Genomic DNA, 20362 nt, shown 5'->3' with positions numbered 1-20362 from the left:
CGGGCCGCATGCAGCGGAAAACACCACGGATGTACGCAAAGGCAGCCTGATTATCAGCCTGACAGACCGTAGTGACCGCAAACAGAAACAATCCCAGATCGAAGCTGATTTGCGCGAGCGCTTGAAAAACCTGCCGGGAGCACGCGTTTCAGTAGGCTCTGGCGAAACCGGCGAGCGATTGCAGGTGACGCTGGCCAGTGATGACCCAGTGGCATTATCAAGCGCCAGCCAGCAAGTCGCGCATCAATTGCGGAGCATTAACGGACTGGGCAATATCACTTCCAGTGCCAGCCTGCAACGGCCAGAAGTACAGATCATTCCCGACGTAGATAAAGCGGCTGAGCTGGGCGTCACGGTAGAAGCGATTGCGCAAGTGATCCGCGTTGCCACTTCTGGTGACTTCTCCAACAGCATGCCTAAACTCAATTTGCCGCAACGGCAGGTGCCGATACGCGTTCGCCTGGGGCCTAGTGTGCGCAGCAGTTTGCAGGAAATCGCGCAGTTACGTGTACCAGCGCGCAATGGCAGCGTGAGCCTGGAAACAGTCGCCACAGTACGTATGGGTAGCGGCCCACAGCAGATAGACCGTATGGACCGCATGCGCAATGTCACTTTTGATATCGAGCTGAACAAACGCCAGATCGGTGAAGTCATGAAAGAAGTGCAGCAACTATCCGCCATGCAGAATTTGCCCCCTAGCGTGAAGCAGCTGGAAGCTGGCGACGCCAAGCGCATGAATGAGTTGTTTGCCAGTTTTGGTGGGGCCATGATCATAGGCATTATGTGCATTTATGTGGTGCTGGTGCTGTTGTTCGGTGATTTCCTGCAACCGGTCACTATCCTGGGCGCATTGCCACTGTCGCTTGGCGGGGCTTTCTTTGCCTTGTTGGTGACGCATAACAGCTTTTCGATGCCTAGTGTGATTGGTTTGCTGATGCTGATGGGTGTGGTGACCAAAAACTCTATTCTGCTGGTGGAATACACGATTATGGCGCGCAAACAATCCAAAATCAGCCGCTTTGACGCCATCATTGATGGCTGCCATAAGCGGGCACGGCCGATTGTGATGACGACGATTGCGATGGCGGCAGGCATGATGCCGATTGCACTGGGGTGGAGTGCGGATCCGAGTTTCCGTGCGCCGATGGCGATTACGGTGATCGGGGGCTTGATTACTTCAACAGTGTTGAGTCTGTTGGTGATTCCGGTGTTGTATACCTATGTGGATGATTTGTTGGGGTGGTTGCGTGGGGTGGGGAGATTAGTGAGGAAGCATAGCTAGTTGAAGCCTTTGTTTAGCTGCTGGGTTTGCGTTAAAAAAGCTGCGAGAGGGTTGGTTTATGCGCAAATGGGGGCGTCGCATCAAACCGTCATTCTGGCGTAGGCCAGAATCCAGCCTAGGTTCATGCTTAGTTTGGTGTGAAAGAGAACACGTGCCGCACTAGCTTGAGGCCGAATTAGATATTTCTTTGGGTATTTAACCGCTCCTTTTCGCCACTCGGCGAGTAACTTTTCTTTGCTTGCCCAAAGAACAAGTAACCAAAAGAAAGGGCACCCTAGCATCCGCTTGTTTCCTGCGTTGCTCATCTTAGGACTTTCGTCCGTAACCGGACTCTATGTGGGCGTCCAACGAAACTCGCCCTAGCGGCTTGCAAATAGCGCAAGCCACCGCGGAACTCAAACAGACGCTGGCCGACAACTCCCACGCTGACTGCGCTACTCGGCGCGTCAGATAGGGGCCCATTAAAACCACACGCTTTCATTTGGGTGACTCTCTTCACGATGCATCCCGCTCACCGCTCAATCATCGTGGAAAAACAAAACACTCAACAGAATAGTTCGGCGTGGTTTAGTCTTAAAACTTAAACAACTTACTTAGCGCCCTCAATCAAGTATGCTCAACCAATGTTTCATCGTGGTGGTTTTCACGGGCCCCTATCTGACGCGCCGAGTAGCGCAGTCAAAATAAGGAGGAAGGGAGCGACTGTCCGAATCCCGCAGTGGACTGCGTAGTGTGCAGGCCGCTAGGATGAGTTTCGTGACCGCTTATTTTGACGAGCAACGCAGGAAACAAGCGGAAGCTAGGGTGTCTTGTTCTTTGCCTTCTTTCTTATGGACAAGCATAAGAAAGAGGGTCGCCTAGGGGCGAAAGGGAACAGTAATTTGTGACTAAAATGTCGATTGAAAACAACATTTCAGCAGATTATTTCGGTGCAAACGTAAACGCATCACTATAAAACTCTTCCTCCGGCAATCCACGCGCCACAAAAGTTTCTTTCGCAATATCCACCATTCCCGGTGCACCACAGACATACACTTCAAAGCCACTCAAATCCGAATGGTCTTCGAGTACGGCTTGGTGGACTAACCCGCGGCGGCCTTCCCAGCCATCGTTGGCTTGACCTTCTGAGATCACTGGGATGTATTGAATATTCGGCATGAATCCCGCCCAGCGCTGGCAAAGCGCATCCATGTACAAATCATGCTCATGGCGGGCGCCACGATACAACAGGACTGGCCGCTGGATATTCTGGTAAATCATGTGTTCTATCATGCCTTTTATCGGGGCAAACCCGGTGCCGCCTGCGATCATGATGATAGGTTTTTCATTTTGCTCCCGCAGAAAAAAACTACCCAGAGGCGCTTCTACGCGAAGAATGGTTTTTAATGGCATCTCGTTAAAAACCTGTTCAGTAAAGTGCCCGCCTGCGATCTTGCGGATATGCAATTCTATAAAGCCTGTTTCATGCGGGGCATTGGCAATTGAAAAAGCGCGGCGGCGGCCGTCTTTAAGCAGAAACTCCAGGTATTGCCCCGCCATAAAGGGGAGGGGTTCGGTGCCTGGTAATTGCAGGTGTAACAGCATGACATCATCAGACAGCTGCTCTTTTTGTTGCACCCTGACGGGAAGAATCCGGGGTTTGATGCCTTGCACCATATCGATCTGGCGGCACTCGATCACCAGGTCTTCCAATGGGCGCGCACAGCAAAAAAGCGCTTGCCCGCTCGCCAGTTCAGCATCGCTCATCGCGCTGCCCTGGTAGTCGTCATGGAAAACCTTACCGGTGAGCACTTTGCCTTTGCAGGCCCCACAGGCCCCATTGCGACAGCCATAAGGCATATTTATGCCTGCTTCAATTGCCGCTTCGAGCACGGTTTGGCTGGGGCGTACCTCAAACGTGTGGCCGCTGTTTTCTATCAATACACGGTTCATGGCTTATAGAGTGAATATTTAGTTGAGAAGCTTGAAGTTTCTTGAAATTTTAAGATGACTTAATCTTTTTTTGGCAAATGCACTACGTTGTCTTTAGGTTTGGCTTCATTGATCTTGGTATATTCGCCTTCAATCACCTCGTCATTGGCACTTGCCTGATAGTGAGATTCTGTCTTGTTTGATGATGCATTGCCAGAACTGGTCTTATTCACTGGCATAAACAATAACACGACTGCAATCAAGTCACTGATGACGCCGGGGATGAGTAAAAGCACGCCAGCAAACATATTGCGCGCGGTTGAAAACATGGCGGTGATTGGGTTGCCGCCAGAAGCGAGTTGCTGAAACATGCGCGCTGCGATGAGGTTTTTTTCAGCGCGTATCAGTTGCAAGCCAAGAAAACCGATGATCAGCAGGTAAGCGAGCACCCACCAGCCATAGCGCTGACTAAGTTCGATCAAGACTGCTATCTCCAGAAACGGAAAAGCCAGTAAAATAGCAAAGATGATAAAACGCATGTCAGTAATCCTTGTGATGAGTCAGCGCGCATGACGCCTGAAGAGGAAATTATAATCGTGTTTACCCATGTGCCGGATATGGCGTGCGCAGAAAGCCTGGCGCATGCGCTGGTTAATGCTCAATTGGCGGCATGTGTGAATATTTCAAGCCCTGTCAGATCGGTTTATCGCTGGCAGGGCCAAATCGAAACTGCAGAAGAAATAAAGTTGACGATTAAAACCACTCAGCAAGGCTATGCAGCATTGGCAGATAGAATCCGCGCATTGCATCCTTATGAACTTCCCGAGATTGTAGCTATCCATGTCAACGAGGGTTTGCCGGAATATCTGCGTTGGGTTGCGGCTGAAACGCTGGCATAAGGCCATGATGGATAGGTCATGGTTAATTAAGGTGCAAGATAATGATAACTAAATGGATCAAGGCGTGGGTGACCCTGGCGATGCTGCTGGCAGCTGCGATGCCGGTGCAGGCAGATTCAAGATTCTCCCAACTTTTTACTGATGAAGACTCTGAAGAGTTTCTGCCGGTCGATAAAGCGTTCAGGGTAGAAGCTGTGCTGGCGGATCAAACGCATGCGCAAGTGAAATTTGTCATTGCGCCTGGTCACTATTTGTATCGTGAACGCATACAACTGTTACCGGCTGATCAAAAAGCGACCATTTCACTGCCGCCCGGGGAAAGCAAAAATGATCCCAATTTTGGCCAGCAGCAGGTTTTCCACCGTGATACGGTTGCAGAAGTCATTTTCCCCGAGACTGCGCCCGCCATGTTACAAATACGTTACCAGGGTTGCAGCGAAAAAGGGCTGTGTTATCCGCCGCAGACCAAATCCCTGCCATTAACGCTATCTGCTACACCACCCGCTTTAACAAGTAGCCAGCCACCTGCTTTAGAAGTTGAGGATGGTGTCTCAGAAAAACTGCTTTCTTCCGGGCATTGGTGGCAAATTGTGGCCGGTTTCTTCGGGGCAGGGCTTTTGCTTGCCTTCACGCCTTGCGTGTTTCCAATGATCCCGATTCTGTCAGGCATTATTGTTGGTAAAAACGCGCAATCTTCACGCGCCAAAGCATTTACTTTATCGCTAGCCTACACCCTGGGGATGTGCCTGACCTATACCCTGGCAGGCGTCGCAGCAGGATTATCCGGCCAGCTATTAAGCAATGCCCTGCAAACGCCCTGGGCGTTGACTGCTGGCGCATTGATTTTTGTGGCACTGTCTTTTTCCATGTTCGGTTTTTATGAGCTGAAACTGCCAAGTGCGGTAGAGAATGCTTTCTTTAACTGGAGTCACCGGTTTAAAGGCGGGCATTTGCTCAGCGACTTTCTGATGGGGGCCATCTCTGCCCTGATTATCAGCCCTTGCGTGGCGGCGCCTTTGGCGGGTGCGCTACTTTACATCAGCCAGACGCATGACGTGGTTCTGGGAGCAGTGGCTCTGTTTTCACTCTCACTCGGTATGGGCGTGCCTTTATTATTGATAGGGGCATCTGCGGGCTCGATCCTGCCAAAAGCGGGCGAATGGATGAACACCATCCGCCGCCTGTTTGGCGTACTGATGCTTGCCGTCGCTATCTGGGTAATCAGCCCGATTTTGCCAACTAGCGTGCAGCTGTTGTTGTGGGCAGCACTTTGCATCATACCGGCTATTTATTTGCGAGCCATTGACCCGTTACCGACGACCGCCACTACCGCGCAAAGGCTTAGCAAGGGCATGGCAGTCTTTTTACTATTGTATGGTGTCGCGCTGTTGATCGGTGCCTGGTCAGGTGCCAGTTCACCGTTGAGGCCCTTGCAGACTCTTGCGTCCGGCCCACAAGCTGGCAGCAGGCAGGCCGTGCATTTTCAACGCGTACACAGCGTAAAAGAGTTGGAAGAAGCAGTGCATGCCGCACAAGGCAAGCGCGTCATGCTGGATTTTTATGCTGACTGGTGTGTGTCATGTAAAGAATATGAGCAATTTGTATTCACGGATGATCAGGTGCAGGCTGAATTAAATCAAATCGTATTGTTGCAGGCAGATGTGACAGCAAATAACGCGCAGGATGCCGCCTTGCTTAAAAAATTCGAATTATTTGGCCCACCAGGAATCGTATTTTTTAATAGTAATGGCCAGCCGTTGCAGCCAGTCATCAAAGGCTATCACGATGCGGATCGTTTCCTGAAAATACTACGCGCACTCGGAGGGCAAACCCATGCGTAACGTCGCACGTATCGTCATGACTGTCCTGCTGATCATAGTGCTAGGCAGTGGTTTCCGCTGGCTATACCTGAATCGCCATCAGTTTATGGGTGCAGATACGGCATTACCGGATAAAGCCGCAGTGAACGCACTCTGGGAGACTACATTCAGTGATCAAAAAGGTAAGTCTTACCCGTTAGTGCAATTTAAAGGCAAGCCGATTATTTTGAATTTCTGGGCAACCTGGTGCGAACCTTGCCGTGATGAAATGCCGGAGATTTCTGAACTGGCCAGCGCGCATCCTGAAATCGTTGTCCTTGGCGTAGCCGTTGATGAAGCAGCGGCAGTGCATGAATTTGTTGAAAGCACGCCGGTGTCTTATCCACTGCTGATTGCCGAGAACGAAGGTATACCTCTGGCAGAAATGTTGGGGAATAATAAAGGCGTGTTGCCATATACTGTGATCGTGTCTGCACAAGGTGAAATCACCCATATTTTCTTTGGCCGCGTTAATCGCAATATGCTGCAAAAAGCACTTAACTTGTAGCATATGCAAACCAGCTTCAAGTTAGAAGCAATCATTTAATGGCTGCATGTTAGGCGCAAAAATCGCGCACTTAACTGCAAAATTGCCGATGTTTCACTTTTGTTCAATTGATGAATTCTGCTGGACAAAATGCAATAACTTCGGCAAACTTCGCGCCATGAAGGTTGTATCTTTCTCTTTAAAAGGCATGTGAAATGGGCACCAAATCTATCCTGGTGATTCATGGACCTAATCTCAACATGCTTGGCACTCGTGAGCCACAGCATTATGGCAACCAGACGCTGGCAGATATTGACCAGGGGTTGCATGCACTAGCGCGTGCCGATCAGGCGCGTCTGGAAACCTTTCAGAGCAATTCTGAAGCGGATATTATTGAGAAAATACACGCATTGTCTGTTAACCGCGTGGATTATGTGATTATCAATCCTGCGGCTTTCACACATACTTCGGTGGCTATTCGTGATGCAATATCAGCGGTCAAAGTACCGTTCATTGAGGTACATCTCTCAAATGTACATGCACGAGAGCCATTCAGGCATCACTCTTATTTCAGCGATATTGCGACTGCCGTCATCTGCGGTTTGGGCGCAGAAGGCTATTACGCCGCTTATCGCCATATCCAACAACTATAATTAAAACATCTTAAATCGAGGTTTCTATGGATTTACGCAAACTCAAAAAATTGATTGATCTGGTCGAGGAATCGGGAATTTCCGAACTGGAATTGACCGAAGGTGAAGAAAAAGTACGTATCAGCCGCACCATTACCGGCGTGGCGCCGGTAACACAATATGCAGCTGCGCCTGCCCCTGCCAACACAGCGCCAACTGCTACGCCTGTAGCCGCTGCCCCTGCGCCAGCGCCAGAGCTGGAAGGTAAAGTAGTGAAATCACCTATGGTCGGTACTTTCTACCGCGCCTCTTCTCCTGATGCGAAAGCATTTGTTGACGTCGGCAGCAGTGTCAGTGCAGGTGAGACCGTATGTATCATCGAGGCGATGAAACTTCTTAATGAAATTGAGAGTGAATATGCCGGTGTGATCAAGAAAATCTTTGTTGAAAACGGCCAACCCGTTGAATACGGCGAACCATTATTCTTGATTGGTTAAGATTCCCGGATTGGTTAAGTAGCTATGTTTGAAAGAATCCTGATTGCCCATGGGGGCGACCAGCTATCAACTGGTAGTGCTGCAACAAAATTAAATTGCGCCGTGGCTAATACCCAGGCAGCTATGAAGACGCGGAGTTAAAAATGTTCGAGAAAATCCTGATTGCCAACCGCGGTGAAATAGCGTTGCGTGTGCAACGTGCCTGCCGTGAATTGGGGATTAAAACTGTTGCCGTACATTCCGAGGCCGACCGCGATGCCAAATATGTCAAATTGGCTGATGAGTCTGTCTGTATAGGCCCGGCCCCTTCCGCAAAAAGTTACCTGAATGTTCCGGCAGTCATCAGCGCTGCTGAAGTGACAGATGCGCAGGCAATACATCCAGGTTATGGCTTTTTGTCTGAAAATGCCGACTTTGCCGAACGTGTGGAGCAAAGTGGCTTCGTGTTTATCGGGCCGCGTGCTGAAACAATCCGCCTGATGGGTGACAAGGTATCCGCCAAGGATGCCATGAAAAAAGCGGGCGTGCCATGCGTACCTGGTTCAGATGGCGCATTGCCTGATGATCCGGCGGAAATTGTGAAAACAGCCAAGCGTGTCGGTTACCCTGTCATTATCAAAGCGGCTGGCGGTGGTGGTGGCCGCGGTATGCGCGTGGTGCATACTGAAGCGGCTTTAATCAATGCGGTCAATATGACCAGAGCCGAGGCACAAAGCGCTTTTGGCAACCCGGTTGTGTACATGGAAAAATTCCTGGAAAACCCGCGCCATATTGAAATCCAGATACTGGCCGACGAGCATGGAAATGCGGTGTTCCTCGGTGACCGTGATTGCTCGATGCAGCGTCGTCACCAGAAAATCATTGAAGAAGCGCCTTCTCCGCTATTGCCGGCAAGATTACGCGACAAGATAGGTGAACGCTGTGCCGAAGCCTGCCGCAAGATCAAATACCGTGGTGCAGGTACCTTCGAGTTTCTGTATGAAAACGGCGAGTTCTATTTCATTGAAATGAACACCCGCTTGCAGGTTGAGCATACGGTGACAGAAATGATCACCGGCATTGATCTGGTGCAGCAACAAATCTTTATTGCTGCCGGTGAAAAGTTGCCATTCCGCCAGCGGGACATCGTATTGAATGGCCATGCCATTGAATGCCGTATCAATGCAGAAGATCCGTATACGTTTGTGCCTTCTCCCGGATTCATTAACCGCTTCCATATGCCGGGTGGCCCTGGTGTGCGCATGGATACCCATGTCTATGGCGGCTACACGGTGCCTCCGCATTATGATTCCATGATCGGCAAGCTGATCACGCATGGCGCGACCCGCGAGCAGGCGATTGCCAGAATGCGCGTGGCTTTGTCTGAAATGAATGTAGAAGGCATCAAAACCAATACCGCATTACATGCTGACCTGATGGCTGACTTGGCTTTTCAACAAGGCGGCACCAGCATTCACTACCTGGAGCAGAAGCTGGGTATCAGCTCTAAGTAATTGTGCATTGGCTGTTACTTAAAATTCAATCGACCGAGCCACAGGCGGAGTCACTCAGCGATGTGTTGATGGAACATGGCGCACTGTCTGTCAGCATTGAAGACGCGCATGCGGACACCATGGCCGAACAAGCCATTTTTGGCGAGCCGGGCGATCCGCCTCCAGGTATCTGGCAACAGAATATTGTGACTGCCATGCTGGAAGCTGAAGCGGATGTGACGGCTTTGCTAGCCACAGTGCAATCCGAGTTGCAGCTGGATGGTTTGAAATACCAGTTGGAACAGATTGAAGAGCAGGACTGGGTGCGTGCAACCCAGGCGCAATTCGACCCGATCCGCGTGACCGATAATTTATGGATTGTGCCCTCATGGCACCAGGCACCGAATGCAGAGGCGATCAATATCGTGCTGGATCCCGGTCTGGCATTTGGTACCGGTAGCCATCCCACCACGCATTTATGTTTGAGCTGGCTGGCAAAATTACCTGAATCCGAATTGGCTCAGGCCAATGTGCTGGATTATGGCTGTGGTTCCGGAATTCTTGCCATCGCGGCCAAAAAACTGGGTGCCGATGAAGTTATTGGTGTGGACATTGATACGCAGGCGGTCATCGCCAGCCGTGACAATGCCGCCAATAATCAGGTCGAAGCGGTGTTTTATGATTCTGCAGAATACCTGCATGAGCCATTTGATATTGTGGTCGCCAATATTCTTTCCAGTGCCTTGATGGTGCTGGCGCCGGTGATTGCCAAATCTTGCAAAAGTGGCGGCAAAGTTGCATTATCCGGCATATTGGATAGTCAGCAGGACATGCTGCTGACGCATTACTCAGAGTGGTTTGAAATGGATGCCCCCATCCAGCAAGATGGATGGGTCTTGCTGACGGGAACCAGAAAATGTCTTTAATCACGGCGTGCCCAGCCTGCCAAACACAATTTGAAGTCAACGACGAACAACTGCAAGCCTATGCAGGCAAAGTACGTTGTGGTGAATGCAATCATGTGTTTGATGCGCGCTCTTCGCTGATTGACTCGACTGAAGAAACAGAAGCCATTGCAGCAGACGAATCCGTTGTATCTGCAGAAGAACCCATACCAGCAAGTGAATCGATTGGACGGGCCGAACCACCAGCAGAGACATTCACACCAGAGATCACTGAAACAAGCAACACACAATACGGGGCCGCTGAAGCAGATATCTCCTATGCAGCTTCAGCAGAAGTCGAGCATGCAGGCATAGATAACTCTGGAGTTAACAGCTCAGAAGCTTATGTCACGGATACTGATAGCTACTCTGCACCTGCAGTGACCCTAGATAGCCCAACAGCAAAGCTTGATGATCCGCTGACTACCCATGCCGCTGAAGAAGCTAACCAGATTCAGGCATTGAATTGGAATCTTGGCCGCGAAGAAGCGAATACGACAGCCATTCCGGAATTTTTGCGTAATGTTTCCCTTAGCGAAGAGTGGCCAAAAGCTGCTGAAAAACCCAAAGCACCATGGATGTTTCCACTGTTAACCGGCTTGCTGCTGGTCACCATCTTGTTGCAGTTTGTTTATTTCACGCGCACAAGCCTGGCCGCTAATTATCCTTTTACCAAACCGCTGCTGCAGTCCGCCTGCAAATTGGCACATTGCGCGGTGGCATTGCCTAAGGATATTACGCAATTAACCATAGACGATGCCGACATTCAGGAACACAGGGAGCGAGAAGGTATACTGGTGTTTTCCAGCATATTGATTAATCACGGCGCGGTGCCACAAACTTATCCGATGATAGAACTGACGTTGACCAATATGGCTGACGAACCGGTATTGCGCAAAATCCTGACGCCTAAAGAGTATTTGCCTGCCACTTCCAAGGTTGCTGAAGGCCTGGCAGCTCAACAGGAGCAACCGGTTAAAACCAGCCTCGGCATCTCTGAAAAAGCCGTGACCGGTTTCCGCGTCGCGATTGCTTATTAAACTAGAAATATTATCCGGCGGTGCTTTTGGCCTGCGCGCCGATGTCTGACATCACTTTCCCCAATACCTCAATCGCGGCTGTGCGTACAAAACTTTTGCGCCAGGCCAATGCAATCCTTCTGCTAGGGACCGGCTTGGTGAACGGAATCACCCGAATCAGCGGATTTTGGTAACGTGCGACAGTCGCCATGGCGGGTAATACCGTAATCCCAAGGTTGGAAGCCACCATATTACGTATAGTCTCCAAAGAATTACCTTGTAGCACTTCGCCCTTACGCCCTAATTCAGGGCAAGCCTGCGTCACCTGGTTGCTGAAGCAATGCCCACTATTCAGTAATAGCACTTTTTCATTGCTTAACTCATCCGGATTCACGGTTTTGCGTTGTGCCCAAGGGTGGTTAGCTGGCACCACCACATTAAAATCTTCATCATAAAGCGGTGTGATTTCAATGCCGGGCACATTAAACGGCAATGCAACTACTGCCGCGTCAATCACGCCATTCCTTAATTGCTGTTCCAGTGTAGCAGTAATATTTTCTTCTACTTCCAATGGCATATTTGGTGCAGTTTTAACCAATGGCGGAATCATTTCCGGTAACAGATAAGGGCCTACCGAATGGATCATACCCAGCTTGAAAGGGCCATTCAGCGGGTCGCTGCCATGCTTTGCCATTTCCTTGATTTTGGCCGCCTGCTCCAGCACGGTATTTGCCTGCACTATAATCTGCTCGCCTATCGGCGTTGGTGTTACGTCATTACGGTTCCGCTCGAACAATAAAACGCCTAATTCTTCTTCCAGCTTTTTGATGCCCAGGCTTAATGCCGGTTGTGTGACAAAACATTTCTCAGCCGCCCGGCGAAAATTGCGTTCCTGTGCTACTGCCAGCACAAACTTCAGTTCGATCAAAGTCATGTTTTTCTCACGTTAAATACATTAGCGATTAGTGTACTTCCATTAATTTTATTAATCAATAATATCAAAACATACAATTATACAAATTAAAGAAGCTCCCCTAGAATGGCTGTCATGCATCAAACAAAACATCGATTCATGGAGGTAAAAATGATTGCCAAGTTAAATGAGGAACTATCCCAGTTGAAGGAAATATTGGCGGCTTACGCTGCCAGCAATTAAATGCAGGCTATATCAATTGCTGAGAAAATTATTATCGTAATATTTAACAAGTAGTATATTTAGCGCTTGGCTATTTTAAGAACAGCCAGCAATAAGAAAAGGAGCTGAAAATGGAAAACCAACAAAACACGACCGGCAAATGTCCATTTGCACATGGGGGAAATACCGCCACCGAGAAATCCAATACCAGCTGGTGGCCGAATGCTTTAAACCTGGATATCTTGCATCAGCAAGACAGTAAAACTAATCCTTTAGGCGAAGATTTTGATTATGCAGAGGAATTTAAAAAACTCGACCTAGCCGCAGTGAAAGCTGACCTGCATGCATTGATGACTGATAGCCAGTCATGGTGGCCAGCCGACTGGGGCCATTATGGTGGCTTGATGATCCGTTTGTCCTGGCACGCAGCAGGCACTTATCGTGTAGCCGATGGCCGTGGCGGAGCCGGCACCGGCAACCAACGGTTCGCGCCATTGAATAGCTGGCCGGATAACGTCAACCTGGACAAGGCGCGCCGCCTGTTATGGCCGATCAAGAAAAAATACGGTAACAAGCTTTCATGGGCAGACTTGATTGTGCTGGCCGGGACGATTGCCTATGAATCTATGGGCCTGAAAATCTTTGGATTTGCTGGTGGCCGAGCAGATATCTGGCACCCTGAAAAAGACATTTATTGGGGCAATGAAAAAGAATGGCTAGCCAAAACAGGCGCGCCTGGTAGCCGCTACACCGGGGAGCGTGAACTGGAAAATCCACTGGCCGCCGTGATGATGGGCCTGATTTATGTGAACCCTGAAGGTGTAGATGGCAACCCGGACCCGTTACGCACAGCGAGGGATATCCGCGAGACCTTTGACCGGATGGCGATGAACGATGAAGAAACCGTGGCGCTGACTGCCGGTGGCCATACCGTAGGCAAATCACATGGTAATGGCATTGCAGCGAACTTAGGCCCGGACCCGGAAGCGGCTAACGTTGAAGAGCAAGGCATGGGCTGGAATAACCATACCACTCGCGGTATTGGCCGTGATTCAGTTACCAGTGGTATCGAAGGTGCCTGGACTACGCACCCTACCCGCTGGGATAACGGTTATTTCAAAATGTTATTCGAGCATGAGTGGGCGTTGGCCAAGAGCCCGGCAGGTGCATGGCAGTATGAGCCGGTGAATATCAAGGAGGAAGATAAGCCTGTCGATGTGGAGGATCCGTCTATCCGCTATAACCCGATCATGACTGATGCGGATATGGCGATGATCAAGGACCCGATCTACCGCGAAATCTCCGAGCGCTTTTACCGTGACCAGGCTTATTTTTCTGAAGTATTTGCACGTGCCTGGTTTAAATTGACGCATCGTGATTTAGGTCCGAAAGCGCGCTACCTGGGGCCGGATGTACCGCAGGAAGACCTGATCTGGCAGGACCCAACACCCGCTGGCAACGCTAACTTGAGTGCAGCTGATATCGCAACCTTGAAAGCGCAGATCCTGGCTAGTGGCCTGACGACTGCTGAACTGGTGGCTACCGCCTGGGATAGCGCACGTACATTCCGCGCATCCGATTTCCGTGGCGGAGCCAATGGGGCACGCATCCGTCTGGCACCCCAAAAAGACTGGCAAGGCAACGAGCCAGCCAGGTTGCAGAAAGTACTGGCAGTGTTTGAAGGTATTAAATCAGCTTTCAACCAACCGGTCAGTGTGGCAGATTTGATAGTGCTAGGGGGGTCTGCTGCTGTTGAACAGGCAGCCAATGCAGCAGGAATCTCTGTAGAAGTGCCATTTGCACCAGGCAGGGGCGATGCGACTGATGAGATGACCGATGTGGAATCTTTCTCTGTGATGGAGCCACTGCATGATGGTTTCCGCAACTGGCAGAAGGCTGATTATGTACCAACAGCGGAAGAGTTATTGCTGGATCGTACCCAGCTGATGGGGCTGACCGCACCAGAAATGGTGGTATTGGTTGGTGGCATGCGTGTGCTGGATACTAATTATGGTGCGAGCAGGCACGGCGTGTTTACCGATAGGCCTGGTGTGCTAAGCAATGACTTCTTTGTGAATTTGACTGATATGCAATACACATGGAAACCGGTAGGCATTAATCTTTATGAGGTACGTGATCGTGATTCAGGGAATGTGAGGTGGACTGCGACCCGTGTGGATCTGGTGTTTGGTTCTAATTCTATTTTGCGTTCTTATGCGGAGGTGTATGCGCAGGATGATGCCAAACAGAAGTTTGTGCAGGATTTTGTCAAGGCATGGACTAAGGTGATGAATGCGGATCGGTTTGATCTGAAGTAATTGTGATGTCGCAGGAGAAAGCGCCTTGAGAAATCGAGGCGCTTTTTTTATTTCGTTGATAGATGTTAACTGGAATTGGGGGAAGCCCACGTGTTTATTAAAGCTACTATCTCTGCAAAAGGACGTCATTCCAGCGTCGGCCGGAATCCAGGCCAGGTTGATGCTTAGCTAGGTTACACAAAAGAACTAGTGTCGCACTTGCTGAAGGTTTTAATAGGTATTTCTTTGAATAATTAAACATTCCTTTTCGCCTAGAGGTGAAAAGCATCATCTAAAACTCCCTAAGCCATCAAGTATTGCAGATATCATAAAGCCCAGATTCATAATCTTCATCCCCTATCGATAGCGCTAATTTCATCAACACCCCTGAATCTAGTTTGCAGTGTCTGCTAGAATACAACCCATGGATATTTACTTAATGCTGAAGGCCGTCATCATGGGCCTGGTCGAAGGCGCGACCGAATTCATACCTGTCAGTAGCACCGGACATTTGATTATTGCTGGTGAGTGGCTAAATTTTCTGGATAAAGATAAACGGGATGTATTTGAGATCATGATACAGCTCGGGGCGGTGCTGGCTGTCTGTGTCGAGTTCCGGCAACGTTTGGTACAAACGGTTCAACGCATCCAAACCGACCCTAACGCGCAACACTTGGTGCGTAACCTGTTCATCGCTTTTTTGCCCGCTGCCATCCTAGGCCTGGCGTTTCATCATCAAATTAAAGAATTCCTGTTTTCATCTTTCACCGTCGGTATTGCACTGATTGTTGGCGGGATATTGATTTTGCTGATTGAAAAATTTGTGCCGCCCGGCAAGGTGCAAGACATTGACCATATCAGTTTGAAACAGGCTTTGCAGATTGGGTTTGCACAGTCACTGGCGTTGATTCCAGGCGTATCACGCTCAGGCGCGACGATTCTGGGTGGCATGTGTTTTGGCCTGAGCAGGCAAACGGCTACTGAGTTTTCATTCTTTCTCGCCCTGCCGATTATGTTTGCGGCGACCGGTTATGACCTTCTGAAAGCGCGTGATCTGTTGTCTTTGGATGATGCCTTTATTTTCCTGATCGGTTTTGTTACAGCATTTTTATCCGCGCTGGTGGTGATCCGGGCTCTGATTAAGTTTGTCAGCCAGCACTCTTTCGCGGTGTTTGCCTGGTATCGCATTGTGTTCGGCATCCTGATCCTGTTGTTTTTTGCGCACTAATTCGCTGCATATTCACTTAAGGTGTAATGAATGAAAAATACACTTCTGAAAAAAATTCTCTATACCATCTCCGCCATTTTTGGCGTTGCACTGTTGTTGGTGATTTATCTGGCTGTGACTTTTGATCCTAACGATTACAAGTCAACCGTGATTCAACTAGTCAAAGACAAAAAACAGCGCACCCTGGATATCAAAGGCGATATCAAGCTTAGCTTCTGGCCCAAAATCGGCGCTGATCTTGGGGAAATTACTTTATCCGAGCATCAGTCGGATAAGCAGTTCGCTGCTATCAAAGGCGCCAAAGTAGCCCTTGCCGTGCTGCCCTTGCTGAAAAAAGAAATCGTGGTTGATACCGTGTACCTGGATGGTGTGCAAGCCAATGTTATTCAGCATGCGGATGGCAGTTTCAACTTTGATGACCTGCTGAGCAAGGAAGAGGAAGCGTCGCAACAGATCAATTTTGATGTGCAAGGCGTCAAAGTCACCAATACACAACTCAGCTATATCAATGAAGCCAGCGGTGCAAAATATAGCGTAGACCAGTTTAATCTGACCACCGGGCAAGTGGCACTTAAGACGCCGTTTGACCTGTCGGCAGATTTCCATCTGGTCGCTAACCAGCCGGTGGTAGATGCACTGGCGAAGATGAAAGCCAATGTCATGCTGGACCCTGAAGCCAAGCATTTTGTGGTGAAAGGCCTGGACGCTACTATCAAAGGCGCATTGCTGGATGGCAAGGATGTCAATGTGACTGCCCAGGGTGCGGTGGATGTAGACGCCGCCCAAACGGCACTGAATGTCTCCGGTTTGAAACTGGCCATGCAGGGCGATTTTAATGGCGCCAGGCGCGACGTCAGCTTGCAGGCGCCTGCCCTGGTGGTGAATCCCAAGCAGATTTCCAGCGAAAAAGTGGTATTGGCATTAAAACAACAAGATGCACAGGGCGATATCAACCTGGATGTGGTGCTGGCTGAGCTGAAAGGTAATCAGCAAGCTGTTGAAAGCAAAGGCATTACTGCCGATGTGAAACTGAACGCTGGCGCCCGCAAGGTAGATGGTCACTTTGAGTCGCCGGTGAAAGCCAATCTGGCGGATATGATTTTTGATGTGCCAGCGCTGGCTGGTAAGTTTGATATCAAAGACCCGGCATTGCCAAACGGTGCCATGCAAGGCCAGTTCAAGCTTTCTGCCAATGCTGACGTCAAGCAAGAGAAAGTGAAAACCACTTTTAACCTCAACCTGGCCGAAACCAAACTGAATGGCGATGTCAGTGTGGCAGGTTTTAAAACGCCGCATATCGGCTTTAAAGTGCATGCGGATACTTTAAACCTGAACGCTTTATTGGGTAATACCAATGCCAAGAAAGCGGAATCTAAACCAACCGTTGCCAAAGCAGATACCAAACCTGGTAAACCAGCTGACCTCAGCGCATTAAAAACCTTATTCCTGGATGGCAGTATCAATATCGGCAAGATTATTTACAGCCCATATACGCTGACAGGATTGAATGTGGGCATCAAAGCCGATGGTCAAAAACTGGCGTTGCAAGGCCTGGATGTCAAACTGGATGATTCACGTATTCACGGTAATGTGGGTATCAGCCAATTCAACAAGCCGCTATATACGTTTGACCTGAATATCGACAAACTGGATTTGAACCGGTATTTGCCACAACAAACGCAAACGGCCACTTCTGAAAATAAACCTGCCGCCAAAACTGCGAGCACTGAAGAACAGCCACTGGATTTATCCGCCCTCAAAGCACTTAATGCGCAAGGGAATATTCGTATAGGCTGGTTGAAATATGGCAAGACCGAAGCCAAAAACCTGAATATTGGCTTAAAAGCCCAAGATGGCGTTGCGAGTCTTGACCCGTTGAATGTGGATGTTTACCAGGGGACTGTGCGTGGCGGTGTGAAAGTGGATGCGCGCGCGACGCCCGCCATCGCTATCAAGCAAAATCTGCAAAACATCGCGGTCGGTCCATTGCTGGTGGATACTATTAATAACGATATGTTGTCCGGTACCGGCAATGTCAATCTGGATGTCACCGCACAAGGTAATACGGTGACTGCATTAAAAAAGTCGCTGGGCGGCTCGGTTGATTTGCGCATGGCCGATGGCGCCGTCAAGGGCTTTGATCTGGCAGGCACGATACGCGATGCCAAAGGCAAGCTCAATTTGCTCAAAGGCCAAGCGAATACTGCGGCCGATCAAACCAAAAAAACCGACTTTAGCGAGCTGACCGCCACTTTTAATATCAAGAATGGCGTCGCACATAACGAAGACCTGGCGATGAAAGCACCTATCTTCCGCCTGCCCAAAGGTGAAAGTAAGGGCGATATTGATATCGGCAAAGAACAGATTAATTACCTTGCCAAACCTACCTTAGTTAACACACTCAAAGGGCAAGGTGGCAAAGAGGCCGAGCAACTTTCAGGTGTCGGCGTGCCTGTGAAGGTGACTGGCACATTCGCTGCGCCCAAGTTTGGTATTGATATGGCCGCATTGGGACAGGCATTGGCTAAGTCTGCAGCATTGGATGCTTTGACCGATAAGCTGGGTGGCGATAAAGCAGGGGCAGTAAAATCGCTCATAGGCGGTGAAAACAAGGGCGACGCCTTAAAAGGCTTGTTAAACGGCAAGTCAAAAACCCCTGAAAAAACCACTGAAAGTGACGCCGCTAAATCTGGCACTGGCAACAATAATGAAGAAGCCAAACCTGCAGATGACTTAAAGCAAAAAACTTTGAAAAAACTCCTGAATTTTTAGCGTGAGTCTTTTTGCAGAAAAACTGATCGCCTGGCAACAAGTGCATGGCCGTCACGATTTGCCGTGGCAGCAAACGCGCGATCCCTATGCAGTATGGGTATCCGAGATCATGCTGCAACAAACCCAAGTCAGTGCAGTGATCGGCTACTACAGCCGATTTATGGCGCGGTTTCCGACCATAGCCAGTCTGGCAGAAGCTAGCCAGGATGAAGTGATGCAACATTGGAGCGGCCTAGGCTATTATTCCCGCGCCCGTAACCTGCATCATGCAGCACAAACCATTATGCGGGAATATGAAGGTGTATTTCCGCAAGATTTCAACCAGATCCAGGCCCTCAAAGGCATAGGTCGCTCGACAGCAGCGGCTATTTCGGTATTTGCTTTCCAGCAACAGCAAACCATTCTGGATGGCAACGTTAAACGCGTCCTGGCACGGCTGCATGCAGTGGATGGATGGCCAGGCTTGCCACTAATAGAAAAGCAATTATGGACGCTGGCAGAGAGTTTATTGCCTGATAAAGAGCTGCCTGCCTATATTCAGGGGCTGATGGACTTCGGTGCCACATTCTGCAAACGTAGTAAGCCACGCTGTGCCGATTGCCCGATGCAGGATCAATGCCAGGCTTTTCTGCAACAACGCGTATCACAGCTGCCTGCATCCAAGCCGCGCAAGGCGATCCCGCAAAAGCAGACAACCATGCTGATGATTCTGGATGCCGGAGAGATATTGCTGGAGAAAAGACCTAACCAAGGCATCTGGGGCGGGTTATGGAGCCTGCCTGAGATTGCACCGACTCAGGTCTCGGTACAACAGGTACAAGAGAAATATGGGCTGCAAACGGAGCCTCTAGAGGTTTTGCCAGTGCTGTGGCATACCTTCACGCATTTCAAGCTGGAAATTACGCCACAGCCACTACAACTGAGTGGTCACCGATCCTCATTGCCACCCAATATGCAATGGCTTTCTATGAATGATGCGATTGACGCCGCTTTACCAGCGCCGGTACGGACATTAATTAAAACGCTGCAACAGTTTAGATATTGATTTTATTCAACATTAGCCAGACGGAAGATATGGCTGGCGAGCTCAGATTGATTGGCTTTAATGTAGTGTAATAAATCCAGCCCATTGTCTGGTTTAACGGTAGCCTTTTGATAAATCACTGGCAATTCGAAAATAGCGATTTCGCGCTCTACGATATTCAGGTTGTTGTGGGCTGAGCCTTGCAACACATCCATTAATTTATCGTGCAGGTTGTCCGTCACACGCGTATATGGAAACAGAATCCAGAAATCAGTGCCTTCCCGACCCACCAGGTCAGATTTCCTGAATGAATTCTGCAAGTCATGCGTTAGCGAAGAAAGCTGACGTAAAGCCTCAGGCGCTCCGTATGCCTCTCCCAAGCTATTGTCATCCCCATAGGCGATTTTTACCAAGGCGATATTAAAATCATCGTTATGCCTGATAAGCACCTGGCAAATCCAGTCTAATGTATCTATAAAACGACTACACAGCTGAATATCGGAAATCATGAGGGGCCTCTAAATAATTATAATGATTCATTAGATTGGCATACAAATATGTCAAATCCATCGCTATGCTAGCAGAAACTGCTTTGTTAAGGCAGTGCGAAAAGCTTGAGAAAACCCTGCCTGTTTAAAATTATCTCCTCAATCCACGCGGCGAATTTGTTGCAAATCTACAACAATCTCAACTTGGAGTAAGCAATTTGACGTATTCACTTGCGCCATGTAGGCGCATTTTGCAAAAATTGCACTGACCTTCTTGGAAATGCTTGGAGCGATTCCGAGGGAGTTACTTGAGGTACGGATGTTTTTAAACATCTGGCCAAAAGCAATATCCTTACACAAGTTGTAAAAACAACATTTTTGGAGATTCGTATGAATACAAAATTAAACGTTGCAGT

Annotated in this window: 17 protein-coding genes; 13 read left to right on the top strand and 4 right to left on the bottom strand. The window is 49.3% G+C overall.

Going from position 1 to position 20362, the window contains the following annotated elements; translation table 11 throughout:
• Positions 1 to 1282 (top strand): efflux RND transporter permease subunit (locus VK958_RS02250; RefSeq protein ID WP_325238676.1); only part of this gene is annotated, 1282 nt, incomplete at its 5' end.
• Between the two features lie 921 nt (positions 1283 to 2203).
• On the opposite strand, the gene VK958_RS02245 is transcribed toward VK958_RS02250, so the two are convergent.
• Positions 2204 to 3214 (bottom strand): CDP-6-deoxy-delta-3,4-glucoseen reductase, encoded by a 1011-nt coding sequence (locus VK958_RS02245; RefSeq protein WP_325238675.1) that lies wholly within the window; start codon positions 3212 to 3214, stop codon positions 2204 to 2206.
• A 59-nt stretch (positions 3215 to 3273) separates the two neighbouring features.
• The gene (locus VK958_RS02240) at positions 3274 to 3732 is read right to left on the bottom strand and encodes an FxsA family protein (protein WP_325238674.1); all 459 of its coding nucleotides are present in this window, start codon (positions 3730 to 3732) and stop codon (positions 3274 to 3276) included.
• Between the two features lie 30 nt (positions 3733 to 3762).
• On the opposite strand from VK958_RS02240, the gene cutA reads away from it, so the two are divergent.
• The 8 genes from cutA (at position 3763) to VK958_RS02200 (ending at position 11023) form a co-directional block, all read left to right on the top strand.
• Positions 3763 to 4092, top strand: coding sequence for a divalent-cation tolerance protein CutA (gene cutA, locus VK958_RS02235; protein WP_325238673.1), 330 nt, complete (start codon positions 3763 to 3765; stop codon positions 4090 to 4092).
• 41 nt (positions 4093 to 4133) lie between these two features.
• The gene (gene dsbD, locus VK958_RS02230; protein WP_325238672.1) at positions 4134 to 5933 is read left to right on the top strand and encodes a protein-disulfide reductase DsbD; all 1800 of its coding nucleotides are present in this window, start codon (positions 4134 to 4136) and stop codon (positions 5931 to 5933) included.
• Entirely contained in the window at positions 5926 to 6459 is a 534-nt protein-coding gene (locus VK958_RS02225; RefSeq protein WP_325238671.1) for a TlpA family protein disulfide reductase, read from the top strand. The genes dsbD and VK958_RS02225 overlap by 8 nt, the downstream gene beginning before the upstream one ends.
• A 194-nt stretch (positions 6460 to 6653) precedes the next feature.
• On the top strand, positions 6654 to 7091 hold the full coding sequence (gene aroQ / locus VK958_RS02220) for a type II 3-dehydroquinate dehydratase (protein WP_325238670.1): 438 nt from the start codon (positions 6654 to 6656) through the stop codon (positions 7089 to 7091).
• A 26-nt stretch (positions 7092 to 7117) separates the two neighbouring features.
• The gene (gene accB / locus VK958_RS02215) at positions 7118 to 7567 is read left to right on the top strand and encodes an acetyl-CoA carboxylase biotin carboxyl carrier protein (RefSeq protein WP_325238669.1); all 450 of its coding nucleotides are present in this window, start codon (positions 7118 to 7120) and stop codon (positions 7565 to 7567) included.
• Positions 7568 to 7710: 143 nt separating this feature from the next.
• Positions 7711 to 9060, top strand: a complete 1350-nt coding sequence (gene accC, locus VK958_RS02210; RefSeq protein WP_325238667.1) for an acetyl-CoA carboxylase biotin carboxylase subunit — start codon at positions 7711 to 7713, stop codon at positions 9058 to 9060.
• A 2-nt stretch (positions 9061 to 9062) separates the two neighbouring features.
• Complete coding sequence (gene prmA, locus VK958_RS02205; RefSeq protein ID WP_325238665.1) at positions 9063 to 9965, top strand: 50S ribosomal protein L11 methyltransferase; 903 nt, start codon at positions 9063 to 9065, stop codon at positions 9963 to 9965.
• Positions 9956 to 11023: a DUF3426 domain-containing protein gene (locus VK958_RS02200; RefSeq protein ID WP_325238663.1), complete on the top strand. Its 1068-nt coding sequence runs from the start codon at positions 9956 to 9958 to the stop codon at positions 11021 to 11023. The genes prmA and VK958_RS02200 overlap by 10 nt, the downstream gene beginning before the upstream one ends.
• 10 nt (positions 11024 to 11033) lie before the next feature.
• Here the strand turns inward: VK958_RS02200 and VK958_RS02195 are convergent, their stop codons facing one another.
• On the bottom strand, positions 11034 to 11936 hold the full coding sequence (locus VK958_RS02195; RefSeq protein ID WP_325238662.1) for a hydrogen peroxide-inducible genes activator: 903 nt from the start codon (positions 11934 to 11936) through the stop codon (positions 11034 to 11036).
• 332 nt (positions 11937 to 12268) lie between these two features.
• On the opposite strand from VK958_RS02195, the gene katG reads away from it, so the two are divergent.
• From katG to mutY, 4 genes are all read left to right on the top strand, one after another.
• Positions 12269 to 14455, top strand: coding sequence for a catalase/peroxidase HPI (katG, locus tag VK958_RS02190; RefSeq protein ID WP_325238661.1), 2187 nt, complete (start codon positions 12269 to 12271; stop codon positions 14453 to 14455).
• A 403-nt stretch (positions 14456 to 14858) separates the two neighbouring features.
• Positions 14859 to 15662, top strand: coding sequence for an undecaprenyl-diphosphate phosphatase (locus VK958_RS02185; protein WP_325238660.1), 804 nt, complete (start codon positions 14859 to 14861; stop codon positions 15660 to 15662).
• A 30-nt stretch (positions 15663 to 15692) separates the two neighbouring features.
• Positions 15693 to 18434: an AsmA family protein gene (locus tag VK958_RS02180; RefSeq protein ID WP_325238658.1), complete on the top strand. Its 2742-nt coding sequence runs from the start codon at positions 15693 to 15695 to the stop codon at positions 18432 to 18434.
• 1 nt (position 18435) lies between these two features.
• Positions 18436 to 19479: an A/G-specific adenine glycosylase gene (gene mutY / locus VK958_RS02175; RefSeq protein ID WP_325238656.1), complete on the top strand. Its 1044-nt coding sequence runs from the start codon at positions 18436 to 18438 to the stop codon at positions 19477 to 19479.
• 2 nt (positions 19480 to 19481) lie between these two features.
• On the opposite strand, the gene VK958_RS02170 is transcribed toward mutY, so the two are convergent.
• The gene (locus VK958_RS02170) at positions 19482 to 19967 is read right to left on the bottom strand and encodes a hypothetical protein (RefSeq protein ID WP_325238654.1); all 486 of its coding nucleotides are present in this window, start codon (positions 19965 to 19967) and stop codon (positions 19482 to 19484) included.
• Between the last annotated feature and the right edge of the window lie 395 nt (positions 19968 to 20362).

Origin of the sequence: Methylophilus sp. (assembly GCF_035460085.1) — a bacterium.
Classification (GTDB): Bacteria; Pseudomonadota; Gammaproteobacteria; order Burkholderiales; family Methylophilaceae; genus Methylophilus.
Note: the sequence above shows the minus strand (reverse complement) of the source record. Positions and strands in the feature narration are given on the sequence as shown.

What these genes read in the sequence shown, in the direction of transcription:
- VK958_RS02245 (WP_325238675.1), bottom strand. Translation starts at nt 3,214, where the DNA reads ATGAACCGTGTATTGATAGAAAACAGCGGCCACACGTTTGAGGTACGC.
- VK958_RS02240 (WP_325238674.1), bottom strand. Translation starts at nt 3,732, where the DNA reads ATGCGTTTTATCATCTTTGCTATTTTACTGGCTTTTCCGTTTCTGGAG.
- cutA (WP_325238673.1), top strand. Translation starts at nt 3,763, where the DNA reads ATGACGCCTGAAGAGGAAATTATAATCGTGTTTACCCATGTGCCGGAT.
- dsbD (WP_325238672.1), top strand. Translation starts at nt 4,134, where the DNA reads ATGATAACTAAATGGATCAAGGCGTGGGTGACCCTGGCGATGCTGCTG.
- VK958_RS02225 (WP_325238671.1), top strand. Translation starts at nt 5,926, where the DNA reads ATGCGTAACGTCGCACGTATCGTCATGACTGTCCTGCTGATCATAGTG.
- aroQ (WP_325238670.1), top strand. Translation starts at nt 6,654, where the DNA reads ATGGGCACCAAATCTATCCTGGTGATTCATGGACCTAATCTCAACATG.
- accB (WP_325238669.1), top strand. Translation starts at nt 7,118, where the DNA reads ATGGATTTACGCAAACTCAAAAAATTGATTGATCTGGTCGAGGAATCG.
- accC (WP_325238667.1), top strand. Translation starts at nt 7,711, where the DNA reads ATGTTCGAGAAAATCCTGATTGCCAACCGCGGTGAAATAGCGTTGCGT.
- VK958_RS02200 (WP_325238663.1), top strand. Translation starts at nt 9,956, where the DNA reads ATGTCTTTAATCACGGCGTGCCCAGCCTGCCAAACACAATTTGAAGTC.
- VK958_RS02195 (WP_325238662.1), bottom strand. Translation starts at nt 11,936, where the DNA reads ATGACTTTGATCGAACTGAAGTTTGTGCTGGCAGTAGCACAGGAACGC.
- katG (WP_325238661.1), top strand. Translation starts at nt 12,269, where the DNA reads ATGGAAAACCAACAAAACACGACCGGCAAATGTCCATTTGCACATGGG.
- VK958_RS02185 (WP_325238660.1), top strand. Translation starts at nt 14,859, where the DNA reads ATGGATATTTACTTAATGCTGAAGGCCGTCATCATGGGCCTGGTCGAA.
- VK958_RS02180 (WP_325238658.1), top strand. Translation starts at nt 15,693, where the DNA reads ATGAAAAATACACTTCTGAAAAAAATTCTCTATACCATCTCCGCCATT.
- VK958_RS02170 (WP_325238654.1), bottom strand. Translation starts at nt 19,967, where the DNA reads ATGATTTCCGATATTCAGCTGTGTAGTCGTTTTATAGATACATTAGAC.